The sequence below is a fragment of the Spongiibacter sp. UBA1325 genome, from assembly GCF_002306875.1.
GTDB lineage: Bacteria > Pseudomonadota > Gammaproteobacteria > Pseudomonadales > Spongiibacteraceae > Spongiibacter > Spongiibacter marinus.
On the sequence record NZ_DBTD01000004.1, the window covers coordinates 96,562 to 109,258 of the forward strand.

The 12,697-nt window shown below is 54.9% G+C and carries 12 protein-coding genes; 11 read left to right on the forward strand and 1 reads right to left on the reverse strand.

The window, feature by feature from the left end; translation table 11 throughout:
• Positions 1-377 precede the first annotated feature (377 nt).
• From B3K78_RS03370 to B3K78_RS03420, 11 genes are all read left to right on the forward strand, one after another.
• Positions 378-821 (forward strand): Zn-ribbon domain-containing OB-fold protein, encoded by a 444-nt coding sequence (locus B3K78_RS03370; protein ID WP_286694282.1) that lies wholly within the window; start codon positions 378-380, stop codon positions 819-821.
• A gap of 10 nt (positions 822-831) precedes the next feature.
• Positions 832-1,347, forward strand: a complete 516-nt coding sequence (locus B3K78_RS03375; RefSeq protein WP_286694283.1) for a Zn-ribbon domain-containing OB-fold protein — start codon at positions 832-834, stop codon at positions 1,345-1,347.
• Positions 1,347-2,420 carry a thiolase family protein gene (locus B3K78_RS03380; RefSeq protein ID WP_286694284.1) on the forward strand — a complete coding sequence of 358 codons (1,074 nt, stop codon included), beginning with the start codon at positions 1,347-1,349 and terminating at the stop codon, positions 2,418-2,420. Before B3K78_RS03375 ends, B3K78_RS03380 begins: the two co-directional genes overlap by 1 nt.
• Positions 2,420-3,583, forward strand: a complete 1,164-nt coding sequence (locus tag B3K78_RS03385; protein WP_286694285.1) for a thiolase family protein — start codon at positions 2,420-2,422, stop codon at positions 3,581-3,583. The genes B3K78_RS03380 and B3K78_RS03385 overlap by 1 nt, the downstream gene beginning before the upstream one ends.
• A gap of 23 nt (positions 3,584-3,606) precedes the next feature.
• On the forward strand, positions 3,607-4,428 hold the full coding sequence (locus B3K78_RS03390; protein ID WP_286694286.1) for a crotonase/enoyl-CoA hydratase family protein: 822 nt from the start codon (positions 3,607-3,609) through the stop codon (positions 4,426-4,428).
• A 2-nt stretch (positions 4,429-4,430) separates the two neighbouring features.
• Positions 4,431-5,576, forward strand: coding sequence for a CaiB/BaiF CoA transferase family protein (locus B3K78_RS03395; RefSeq protein WP_286694287.1), 1,146 nt, complete (start codon positions 4,431-4,433; stop codon positions 5,574-5,576).
• A gap of 222 nt (positions 5,577-5,798) precedes the next feature.
• Positions 5,799-6,569 (forward strand): glucose 1-dehydrogenase, encoded by a 771-nt coding sequence (locus tag B3K78_RS03400; protein ID WP_286694557.1) that lies wholly within the window; start codon positions 5,799-5,801, stop codon positions 6,567-6,569.
• A 50-nt stretch (positions 6,570-6,619) separates the two neighbouring features.
• Positions 6,620-7,810, forward strand: a complete 1,191-nt coding sequence (locus B3K78_RS03405) for an acyl-CoA dehydrogenase family protein (RefSeq protein ID WP_286694288.1) — start codon at positions 6,620-6,622, stop codon at positions 7,808-7,810.
• Positions 7,811-7,883: 73 nt separating this feature from the next.
• A complete protein-coding gene (locus B3K78_RS03410) occupies positions 7,884-9,023 on the forward strand; it encodes an acyl-CoA dehydrogenase family protein (RefSeq protein ID WP_286694289.1) in 1,140 nt (379 codons plus the stop codon).
• Positions 9,024-9,107: 84 nt separating this feature from the next.
• The gene (locus tag B3K78_RS03415) at positions 9,108-10,124 is read left to right on the forward strand and encodes an LLM class F420-dependent oxidoreductase (protein ID WP_286694290.1); all 1,017 of its coding nucleotides are present in this window, start codon (positions 9,108-9,110) and stop codon (positions 10,122-10,124) included.
• A gap of 123 nt (positions 10,125-10,247) precedes the next feature.
• Positions 10,248-11,498, forward strand: a complete 1,251-nt coding sequence (locus B3K78_RS03420; protein WP_286694291.1) for a cytochrome P450 — start codon at positions 10,248-10,250, stop codon at positions 11,496-11,498.
• Between the two features lie 44 nt (positions 11,499-11,542).
• Here B3K78_RS03420 and B3K78_RS03425 read toward each other — a convergent pair whose 3' ends face one another.
• Entirely contained in the window at positions 11,543-12,673 is a 1,131-nt protein-coding gene (locus B3K78_RS03425) for an Rv3169 family protein (protein ID WP_286694292.1), read from the reverse strand.
• Between the last annotated feature and the right edge of the window lie 24 nt (positions 12,674-12,697).

Sequence of the window (12,697 nt, forward strand, 5' to 3'; positions counted from 1 at the left end):
CCTCGTAGTTTTAGCGAGTGAAATGATTGGCGTTCTGCAAACGAGTGGAAGGCCAATTAAACTTGGTTTGCCCTTTCTCCCCTCTTTATACTTTTGCTGTTCGGTCTTCGTCGGTGTGTTTGTGCTAATAAAGACGGAATGCGCACCGGCCTGATTCCACTGCTATTTTACGTTGTGCAATACAACGTTACTCAATTTCCTACGCCGATACAGTAGCGGCCTCAACTCGTAGATATAAAGCACTGCTATTCAGTGCGTCGACGTATTCTTGCCAGCTTTGGTCAAGATTAAACGGCGCCATATGCCATTTATCTGTTTTTACCCCCCAATCACAATAGATTTTCCGTAAGCGCTGATTTCCAAAAAGGGGGGATGCTATGGCGTCGGAGCCGGACATCTTAAGTCAAGCGTTTACGCTGGGCTATACCTATACCCGCTCAACAGGGCCCGTGGTGGGGCATTTCTTTAGCGCTTTGCGCGGTAAAAAAATCGTGGGTATTAAGGGGAGCGATGGTCGGGTCATTGTACCGCCTATGGAGTATGACCCTATCACTGCTGAAGCGTTGAATGAGTTTGTCGAGGTGGCGGAAACCGGCGTTGTCAAAAGTTGGTGCTGGGTAAGCGAGCCGCGTAAGAAGCACCTTCTGCAAAGGCCTTTTGCATGGATTCAAGTCCAGTTAGATGGAGCGGATGTTCCCATGTTGCATATGCTCTCAGCGCTTGATGCGTCGGCAGTAAGAACTGGAATGCGGGTAAAAGCGCGCTGGGCGGCAGAGCCGCGCGGACATATTTCCGATATAGCTTTTTTCGAACCAGCGTGAGGCTTGCCCAATGACTGCCAAGCTAGACGATACTGCCACACTGCCTCCTGTTACCTGCGTTGAAGAGCCGATTTACCTCGATTACAACTTCACAGCGGGGCATGCGGCCAGCCGTTTTCTGAAAGAAATTAAAAAAGGTCGGTTGGTGGGGCAGCGTTGCCCGTCGTGCCGCAATGTCTACGTTCCTCCTCGAGGCCTGTGTGCGGCATGCGGTGTGCCAATGGCGGAAGACGTCGAGTTATCTAATAAGGCGACAATTGAGTCGTTCACCGTGGTGCATATTCCACTACCGGGAAACCCGATCAAACCTCCCTTTGTTGTCGCAAACATTGTGCCTGATGGTGCGAACGTTTCCTTTATTCACCTTGTCAGCGACTGCGATATCAATGATGTACGCATTGGTATGCGCATCGAGGCGCGGTGGCGTGATCGCTCGCAATGGAGTTACTCCATGGAAAATATTCAGTATTACGCGCCCATTGACGAGCCCGATATTCCGCGGGAATCGATAGGAAGGTTGGACTGATGGTAGCCAATAGTAAGCGCGAGGTCGCCGTCGTTGCCTTCGCCCAAAGTGCCATTCGCCGGGATGCTGGCAGCTGCAATGAAGTGGAGTTGATCGCTCCTGTTATTCGAGAGGCGCTCGATCAAGCCGGGTTAGACAGTGTTCAGGATGTGGGTTTTACCTGCTCGGGGAGCTGTGACTATTTGCAGGGCGCTGCCTTCGCTTTTGTCTCGGGGCTCGATGCATTGGGCGCGGTGCCGCCCATAAAAGAATCGCACGTTGAAATGGATGGTGCCTGGGCACTCTATGAAGCCTGGCTGAAAATTCAGACTGGTGAAGTATCGTCGGCGCTGCTCTACGGTTTTAGCAAATCGTCCCAGGGTGACTTGCCCTCAGTCCTGAGCCTTCAGCTCGACCCCTATTACCTCCAGCCACTTTGGCCGGACTCAGTAAGCCTGGCCGCTTTGCAGGCGCGGGCCATGTTGGATAAGGGCGATGCGACCGAAGCGGATATGGCACGCGTGGTCGCCGATTCCCGTCAGCGAGCCAAAAGTAATGCGTATGCACAGTTGGCGGGTGATGTGGCAGTCGAAACATTGCTTGATGAGCCCGAGTTTGTTGCGCCCCTGCGTCGGCACGACTGCTGCCCGGTATCGGACGGTGCTTCCGCGGTGATCATTTGTACCGTTGAAAAGGCAAAAGAATGGGGCAGGCCCTATGCGCTTATTCGTGGCATCGATCATCGAATTGAGACCCACAATATCGGTGCCCGTGATTTGACCCGTTCGGTATCAACAGAAATCGCCGCCAAGAAGGCCGGGGCCTGCGAGGGGCCGATTGATATCGCGGAAATTTGTGCGCCTTTTAGTCATCAGCATATTTTATTGCAGCGCGCTTTGGGTCTCGATTCAAACACCACTGTTAACCCCTCGGGCGGCGTGTTAGCCGGTAACCCAATGATGGCCGCAGGCCTAAGCCGCATTGGTGAAGTTGCCATGCGCATCATTCGTGGTGAGGCTCGACGAGGGCTCGCGCATGCCACCTCTGGGCCGTGCTTACAACAAAACATGGTTGTCGTGTTGGAGGGGGCGTAATGGCGAATTGGGCGGCTGTGGTGGGCGTAGGGCAAACCAAATATCAGGCGACGCGTGGCGATGTATCCATTGCCGGTTTGGTAAGAGAGGCTGCGCGGCGGGCCCTTGACGATGCAGGCTTAGAGTGGGGCGACATTGATGCCGTAATTATTGGCAAAGCCCCTGATATGTTCGAAGGCATGACCATGCCGGAGCTGTATCTGACTGATGCGCTGGGTTGCAATGGCAAGCCGATGTTGCGGGTACATACCGCCGGCTCTGTTGGCGGATCAACGGCCATTGTCGCAGCGTCTTATGTGCAAAGTGGTGTCTTTGATCGGGTATTGACGGTTGCCTACGAAAAGCAGTCGGAGTCGAATGCGATGTGGGCGCTGTCAAACCCTCAGCCGTTTTCTCTGCACCTAAATGCCGGTGCTGGCGGTTATTTCGCGCCGATCATGCGCGAGTATATTCGCCGTTCCGGCGCACCTGACGACGTAGGTGTCCACGTTGCCGTGAAAGACCGCCTGAATGGCGCGCGCAATCCGCTGGCACACTTGCAATTACCCAACATCACAACAGAAGAAGTGAAAGCGAGCCCGTTGCTGTGGGAGCCGCTGCGCTTTCTGGAGAGCTGCCCATCTTCAGATGGTGCCTGCGCGATGGTGATATCTAGCGAGGCCTTGGTTGACGAGTCGCCCGGAAAGCCGGCGTGGATTCGCGGCACCGGCATGCGCAGCGAGCCGGCAATTTTCGCGGGCCGCGAAAACGTGGATACCCGGTCAGGGCGTGATTGTGCCAAAGATGTGTATGCACAGGCAGGTATCAGCAACCCACGCCGAGAGCTGGATTGCGCCGAAGTGTATGTTCCCTTCTCGTGGTACGAGCCTATGTGGCTTGAAAACCTCGGCTTCGCAGACCAGAACAAAGGCTGGGAGTTGACCATGAGTGGCGCGACATCGGCCATCGAAAACGGCGACATTCCGTGGAATCCCTCAGGGGGAGTGCTGTCGTCGAACCCCATCGGTGCGTCGGGAATGATTCGGTTTGCAGAGGCAGCCCAGCAGGTGCGCGGAACGGCAGGCGCCTATCAGGTCGATGGCGCAAAAACCGCATTGGGCCACGCCTACGGTGGCGGCGCTCAGTTTTATTCCATGTGGATTGTTGGCTCGGAAAGAGCCTGAGTACAGAGAGTTCGGAGAGTACTGTGGTAGAAGAATTGGATATCAGCACCGATAACTGCGTTATCGAAAAAGAAGGTAGCACATTGATCGTTACCCTTAACCGGCCGGAAGCGAAGAACGCATTTAGTTTGGGAATGCTTCATGGCTTGTATCGCGCCTGGCGTCGCCTCGACGAGGATGACCAGCTAATGTGCGCGATTCTCACGGCAAACGGAAACACCTTTTGCGCGGGTATGGATCTAAAGGCCGGCCCCGATGATACGCCGGGTCGCACAGCGGAAATAGAGGAAACCCAGCGCCTTGTGCCCAACATGCATTGGCAAGCCCTGCTGCGTGACAACCGGCCGAATAAGCCCATTATTCTGGCGGTTGAAGGTTATGCATTGGCCGGTGGGACAGAAATTTTGGCGGGTACCGATATTCGTTTTGGCGCTGAAGGCTCGACCTATGGTGTTACCGAAGTCGCCCGAGGGTTGTATCCAATGGCCGGTGCAAGTATCCGCTTGCCACGACAAATACCGTATTGCCTGGCCGCTGAAATACTGATTACCGGGCGCCACGTGACCGCCACAGAGGCCCTTGAGTGGGGGCTGATCAACCGACTGGTGCCTAACGGCCAGGCGCTTGCAGAAGCGAAGAAGTTGGCGGAGGAGATCGGTAAGACGGGACCGATCGCGTTGAAAGCGATTATGAAATCGCTGCGCCAACTGCAGGCCGATGTTTCCGAAGAAGAGGCAATGCTGTCGTCCGATAAGCTGGCGGGGCCAGTGTTTGCGTCAGAGGACGCAAAGGAAGGCATGCGCGCATTTAAGGAAAAGCGCGCCGCCAAGTTTATGGGGCGATAGACATGACTTGCGGGCCGCTGGCGGGGTTCAAGGTTCTCGAGATGGCGGGTATTGGTCCCGCCCCCTTCGCTTGTATGTTGTTGTCGGACCTCGGTGCCGATGTCATCCGCATCGATAGGGTCGGCGCTGAAGCTCCGGCAAACAGTGGAGACTTCGTCGCGCGAGGACGCCGTTCCATCGCCGTTAATCTAAAAGACACCAAAGGTATTGAAGTCGTATTAAAGCTGGTGGAGAGCGCCGATGTCATCATCGAGGGGTTTCGCCCCGGTGTCATGGAAAAACTGGGTTTGGGCCCTGATGCCTGTGCTGCTCGAAACCCCGGCATCGTTTATGGGCGAATGACCGGATGGGGGCAGAGTGGCCCGCTGTCTTCGGCTGCCGGTCACGACATCAATTACATCGCGATTACCGGTGCGCTGGATGCGATAGGCAGCGAGCAATCAGGCCCAGTGCCACCGCTAAACCTATTGGGCGATTACGCCGGTGGGGCGATGTATCTGGTCGTTGGCATATTGTCGGCATTGTTGGAGCGGGTCCACTCGGAAAAGGGGCAGGTGGTCGATGCGGCGATATGCGATGGCACAATTTCATTGACCACCGCGATCCATGCCTTTAAAGCGATGGCTATGTGGCAGGATGGGCGGTGCGACAACTTACTCGACGGCGGCGCTCACTTTTATGCCAACTATCTCTGCGCCGATGGCAAGTACATCAGCCTGGGCGCAATAGAGCCAAAGTTTTACAGCCTGCTTGCTCAAAAACTTGAGATTGACCTTGGTGAACCGGGTGCTCATTTCGACCGGTCGCAATGGCCAAAGTACAAAGCAAAGATCGCTCAGCGCATTGCAATGAAATCCCGAGACGAGTGGTGCGCCTTATTAGAGGGAAGCGATGTCTGTTTCGCCCCTGTTTTGGATTGGAGCGAAGCGCCTGATCATCCGCACAATCAAGCGCGGGGTAATTTCATAGAGCTCGATGGCCACTTACAGCCCGCACCTGCCCCCAAGTTGTCGCGCACGCCTGGCAGGGTTCAGTCTTCGCCGACAGGTGTTGCACGTGACACCAGAGATATCTTGTTGTCGTTGGGTTACGGCGATAGTGACATCGACGAACTACTAACCAGCAATACCGTCTCTTCAATACCGTAATTCGCCTACGCAAGCGCAATCTCCGCCTTAGCGCAATGTCGCCTGCGAGCCCCCGGCGGCAGCGAAAAAATCTGGCTGTATATGCAAATTAACTCTGGAGGCTTTTGGCATTGGTTGCTCGCGTGGGGGCTGATAAAACTACAGCTTAAGTGATTTGCGCCGCGGGAATGGTCCGGCGGCGGGTTTTCTGTTGGGAACTGCGAGGGAAATAACGTGATTGATATGGATGGCAAAGTTGCGCTGATTAGCGGCGGTGCCCGGGGACAAGGGGCAGCGGAGGCGCGTCTATTTGCCAGTCTCGGTGCAAAGGTGGTGATCGGTGATCTGCTGTGTGAAGAGGGTGAAGAAGTCGCCCGTTCAATAGGCCCCCATGCGGCCTTTTGCCGACTGGATGTTACGTCTGAGCAGGATTGGCAGGCTGCTGTGGCGCTGACTCTGGAGAAGTTTGGCAAGCTGAATGTGCTGGTTAATAACGCGGGGATCTCGGGCGGAAAATTCCTTGAGGATGAAACCGAAGAAGGCTTCATGAAAATGATCCAGATTAATCAGCTGGGCGTTTTTCTTGGAATGAAATCGGTTGTCGCGGCAATGCGAGCAGCTGGTGGAGGCTCCATCGTGAATATCTCGTCGACGGCGGGCTTTCGCGGGGTGACTAAGTGTATTGCTTATTCAGCTTCTAAGTGGGCCGTTCGAGGCATGACAAAAACGGCGGCTATAGAACTGGGTCGCGATGGCATTCGGGTCAACTCGGTGCACCCCGGTGTGATCAACACCGCGATGGTGAAGTGGGACGAAATACCCGATAAGCAGCGCGATATGGTGGCGGGTATGTTGCCGCTTGCTCGCATCGGCGAGGTGTCGGAAGTTGCCCAGATGGTGACGTTTCTCGCTTCGGATGCCAGTTCATATAGCACTGGTGGTGAATTCATTATCGATGGTGGCTCCACAGCGGGCACGCCTTTTTTCCAACCTAAGCGAAAAGCCAAGGCGTAACGCGCCGACGGGCGTGACTTGCCCCATCACCAAACCGAATAAGGCAGGCTATGGAAAATCAGGAAACATTTAGGCGCGAAGTTGCCAACTGGCTAGAGGAAAATTGCCCGCCGGCGATGCGAGAGCCCGCCCGCCCGGAAGACCTCTACAACGGTGGCAGTAAAGGGGAGTTCCCCTGTGAGGACGCGCGTCTTTGGTTTGAGCGTATGTTGGCCAGGGGCTGGACCGCGCCGGATTGGCCCGAGGAATACGGTGGTGCGGGTCTCAACAAAGACGAGAGCAAAATTCTCAAGCAGGAGATGAAGCGCCTCGGCTGCCGCCCGGCGCTGGCGGCCGGTCAGGGGCTTGCCATGCTGGGCCCGGCATTGCTCGAGTATGGTACTGAGCAACAAAAACGCGAACACCTACCGAAAATAGCCCGTGGTGAAGTGCGTTGGTGTCAGGGTTACAGCGAGCCTGGGGCAGGTTCTGATCTTGCAAATATTCAATGCAAGGCCGAGGACAAGGGTGACCACTTTCTCGTAAATGGCACCAAAATTTGGACGTCAAACGCCGATGCCGCTGACTGGATATTTTGTCTTGTACGAACTGACTCAGAAGCCCCAAAGCATGAGGGAATCAGCTTTGTACTAATGGATATGGCGCAGCAGGGAGTGAGCGTTAGTCCGATCGAGCTAATATCGGGTGACTCCGATTTCTGTCAAACATTTTTCGATAACGCGCGAGTTGAAAAGCGCAATATGTTGGGTGAGCAGAATAAGGGCTGGGGTGTCGCCAAGCGGTTGTTGCAGCACGAGCGGACGCTGATGTCCGAGCTGTCAGAATTGGCCGTTGGCCCCAGGTATTCGCCCTCTGAAATCGCTCGTCGGTATTTGCCCATGGCCGACGGTAAATTGCTAGACGGTAACTTGCGTCAGCAACTCACGCAGTACGATATGGATGCCATGGTGATGGGCCTGGCTAAGCAAAAGGCGTTTGAGGAAGGTCGGCAGGGTACGCTTGATCCCAATACCACTTCGTTCTTTAAGTACTACGCGACGGAATTAGACCAGAGGTGCAGTGAGTTAAAACTGGCCTTGATGGGCACCCAGGGGTTGGGCTGGGAAGGCGAAGGCTTCGATAGCGATGAACTTATGGAAGCAAGGCATTGGGCGCATTCGAAAATTTTGACGATCGCCGGTGGCAGTTCCGAAATTCAATTGAACGTGGTCGCGAAGCGCGTATTACAGCTGCCGGACTGACAATTGTTGATTACTCGCTCTCGGAACAAACTCCTTACAAAAGCAGGTCCTGGATGCAAAGGCGGTCGAAACAATGACGATGGTATTAAGTGAAGAGCAGATATTACTGAAAGACACCGCACGCGAATTTATCCAGTCACAATGTCCGGTTGGAGAATTTCGCAAGCTCCGTGATGCACCATCAGGGACGGGGTATTCAGCAGCCCATTGGCGGACAATGGTCGAGCTGGGTTGGCCAGGTATTTTACTGCCCGAAGACTGTGGTGGTATGGATTTCGGCTATGTCGGCTTAGGTGGAATTATGGAAGAGGCCGGTCGAACCCTGTTGGCCTCGCCGCTTTTTGCCACGGTGATTCTGGGTGCGCAATGCGTGCAAATCGGTGGCAGCCGTCGTCAGCGTGAATCTGTGTTGCCTAAGGTGGTGGAGGGGCAGTGCACACTGGCCCTTGCCCTCGATGAGGGGGGGCGCCATGCCCCTCTGGAAACTGCCATGTCGGCGCGCACTGACGGTGACGGATTCGTGCTGAACGGAAGAAAGACGTTTGTTCTGGATGGCGGTAGCGCAGATCAGTTAATCGTTGTGGCGCGCAGTGCAGGCAGCCCGGGTGAGGAACACGGCCTGACGCTCTTTCTCATTGATGCTAACTCAGCCGGTATTTCACGCCGCGAGCTGACCCTGATGGACGAACGCAGCGCGGCGCAGATCGACTTTAGTAATGTACGTGTTGAGCGGAGTGCCGTCCTCGGCGAGGTTGATCAGGGCTGGAAGGTGTTGTCACCGGTGCTGGACGCCGCTTGCATACTCCTGGCCGCTGAAATGCTCGGTGGCATTTCGGAATGCTTTGATCGCACTGTGGCCTACCTGAAAGATCGCGAGCAGTTCGGTGTGAAAATAGGCAGCTTTCAAGCGCTAAAACACCGTGCTGCCAAGTTGTTCGCCGAGGTTGAGTTATGTCGCGCCGCAGTGCGGGCGGGGCTCGTCGCCCTAGATCGCGGGTCTGACCAGGTGCCGCTGTTGGCCAGCCTCGCAAAAAGTCGCCTTAATGATATTGCCAAACTGGCGACGAATGAGGCGGTGCAGATGCACGGCGGCATCGGCGTGACGGATGAACTTGATATCGGCTTGTTCTTAAAACGGGCCCGAGTCACCGCACAAACCCTCGGTGATAGTAGTTACCACAGTGACCGCTTCGCTCGGTTAAGTGGCTACTAGCGTTCTAAAATTTCGCCCTCGCCCGCCGCCTGGCTGTGCAGGCCTGCGGCACTTGCCCACCATCACGCACAGCGGAGAAAAGCAATGAAACTGGGACTTACCTTCGGCTACTGGCAACAAGACCCCACTCCCAATATGGTCGAGCTCGCTCAGGAGGCGGAGCGGCTTGGCTTTGACTCCGTCTGGACGGCTGAGGCCTACGGATCGGACTGTTTTTCCCCCCTGACTTGGCTGGGCGCCCATACCAAAACCATTAAGCTGGGCACGGGCATCATGCAGTTATCGGCGCGCACGCCGGTCTGCGCTGCCATGACGGCGCTCACCATTGACCACCTCACTAATGGTCGACTCATCCTCGGGGTCGGGGTGTCCGGGCCGCAGGTGGTTGAGGGATGGTATGGCCAGGACTTTCGCAAACCGCTAACCCGCACGCGTGAATGGCTGGACATCTTTCGCCAGGTGATCGCCCGCGAGCAGCCTGTCAGCCTTGATGGCAAGGTGTATCAGCTGCCGCTACAAGGCGGAATGGGGCTAGGCAAGCCGCTGAAAAGCATCACGCACCCGCTGCGCAGCCATATCCCCGTGTACCTGGGCGCCGAAGGGCCAAAAAACGTCCAGCTGGCGGCTGAAGCGTTCGATGGCTGGATGCCTGTATTCGTCTCGCCCTACCGCATGGATATTTTCGCTGACTCCCTGCAACACCGCCGCGAAGGCCACGAGATCGCTGCTTACTGTTCGGTGAACATTAACGATGACCTGGCCGCCGCACTGCTGCCGGTGAAATACACCCTGGCCTTATATCTTGGTGGTATGGGGGCGAAGGATATGAACTTCCATAAGAATTTAATGGGGCGGATGGGATTTGGCGATGCCGCCGAAAAAGTGCAGGAGTTGTTCTATGCCGGCAAACGCGAGGAAGCCGTGATGGCTGTGCCCGATGCGTTGGCTGATGAAATATCCCTGAGCGGCCCGAAAGACCGGATTCGAGAACGGCTGCAGGATTGGAAGAAATCTGATGTCACGTCTTTACTCATAGGGTGTTACGGGAGCCTGACGGATAAATACGAAACCATGCGTTTTCTTGCAGAAGAGACCCTCTAAGAGCGGGCGGTTTTGTAAAGTGAACTCGGTGGGCTTTGTTATGGTCGGCGCGGGGTGACGAATCTACCATCTCTTTAGCATCTCAAAAAACTCTAATCGCTTGCTGAAGAAAAGGTATCTGTCATGTCTGCTTGCCCCTATGCTAATTTGCTCGATCCCGACCTGTATGTCGACGGGAATCACCACGAGGTTATGCGCGATGTTCGCACCAAGGGTGGCGTGGTCGTCAAGGTAGATGACCCCATCACGGGTATTCCCTATTGGGCGGTACAGGGCCGAGAAGAAGTAGACTTTGTATGTAAAAATCCGAAGCTATTCTCCAGCGCTGAACGCGGCGCAATGTCCATGGAGCTGGATGACGAGGCATTGGCGAGAAACCGCCTTATGATCGTCAACATGGATCCGCCCAGTCACAACAAGTATCGCCGCATCGCTCGCAACGCTTTTACCCCCTCTGCTGTGGATAGTTACACAGAACGGTTCCGCACCTATGCCAAGCAAATTGTCGATACCGTGGCTGCGCGCGGCGAATGTGAATTTGTTCAAGAAGTGGCAGCAGAACTCCCACTGATCGCCATTCTGGAGTTATGCGGTGTGCCGATTGAAGATCGCCAGAAGTTCTTTAAATGGACCAACGCGATGTTCTTTCCAGAAGACGACAACATGAGCGACGGTGAGGATAATCTCGCGGCAGCGCGTGACGCTGGAATGAACATGTATCTGTATGCCGCTGACCTGGCTCGAAAACATGCTGAAACGCCTCTGAATAATATTGTAGGCGCCTTACTTGATGGTGAGGTAAACGACGAGAAGCTCACGCCGGATGAATTTTCTGCTTTCTTCCTGATGTTGGTGGCAGCCGGCAACGAGAGTACCCGTACGGTGACAAGCCATGGCATGCGATTGTTGATGGAAAACCCAGATCAGCTGCAGTGGTTGGTCGAAAATCCGGATGCCATTCCCGAAGCGTGCGAAGAAATGCTCCGTTACAATGCGGCATTTATGTCAATGCGGAGAACAGCGACGGAAGATGTAGAGCTGGGCGGCCAACAAATTAAGAAGGGCGATAAAGTGGTGCTGTTTTGGCACGGTATCAATCGCGACGAGCGAATTTTTGACGACCCGATGACCTTCGATATCACTCGCTTCAAGCGTATGCCCGATCTATATAAAGAGCACCGCGCGTTTGGTATCGGTCAGCACTTTTGTTTGGGTTCGCATTTGGCGCGGCTGGAAATGCGAGTTATGTTCGAAGAAATTCTACCCCGCCTTCGCAACCCAAAATTTGCAGAGCCGGTGCAATATGTGCGCGACTATTTTATTAACGGTATCCGCTCTATGAAAATTACGTTTGATCCGGAAGTGGCTTCCTAGAACGGGGCGCTCATCTTTAGGCCGCTATATGCGGCCTTATTTTTTTAGCCTTTGTAACCATCAAAATACCCGGTAAAGCCATAGGGTTCATAAGGCCCCATATGGAACTGTTCTAATACACCGTAGCCGATGTCGTTACCACAGCGCGCTTTTACTACCTGTTGCACGTGTAAGTTTTCAAAGGCCAGTGGGTCAAGTTCATCGAGTTTCCAAAATTCCGCACCGACTTTGAGCTCTCCCTGCCAACGGCCGTGCCCCCACTCTGGGTTTTGATATCCCAAGCCCTTCATGTGGTGTCGCAACAGCGGTTCTACGCTGATTTCCATGCTTTCTCCGTGACGATTGTTCATTGTCAGGGAGCCTGATTTGGCAAAGCGGGTGCCGGGCTCAAATTGTAAGCGATGATTGACGATCCCCTGCCAGTGTTGGCTGCCCGAGTCCGTCATTCCGGGAATGAGGTCTGGCTTGTTATAGGCGGGTAGAATGACTTGATCGCTGTGCCACTGGTAGCCGTCCTCGTACTCGAACATTCCGGCCAGGGTGCATTGATTGCTCCAATGCAGTGGCAGCCACATGAAGTGCATGACGCGGCGGGGATCCAGCGGGGTGCCCCCGGTATAGGGCTCGCCGACGGGGCGAATACCCCAGGAGCGATCTTTCAGACCGCAGCTATTGCGTGCGTCGATGTCCAGGCGCTTACCGTCAAAATGAATGGCGCCTTCCCATTGACCAAACTGATCCAGCCGGGTGGCATCCATCACAATATGGCGGGCGTTGCGAGTCGTTTGCCGCTGTTCCTGGAAGGGGATGGTGGTGGGGGTGAATAGCAGGTCGCAACGGATGCCGGTGTCGTTGTCATCAATCACCAGCCGGTGTTTTCCCATCGGTTCAAGAATTTGTAATTGGAATGGGCCAACGGTGAGGTCGGAGGGTTCGTTTGACGATCGACGTGAAGCATGAAAAGCGTACTGCTTACCTTCGGTGACCAGGCTCAATGAGCAATCGGTGATACCTAAATTCGGATATCGGCATAGGGCAATGCCGAAGTAATATTGGCCCTCTTTGTCGTGACCGTTATACCAAAAGCGATCGTAGGTGTTTCGGTCACTGCTGGCCGTATGGATTAGCGGTTCCGGAGTCTGGTGGACGGGGTAGTCATCGAGCTTGGATAGCATGCTGGGTCGCTCCTTGCGTTGGCG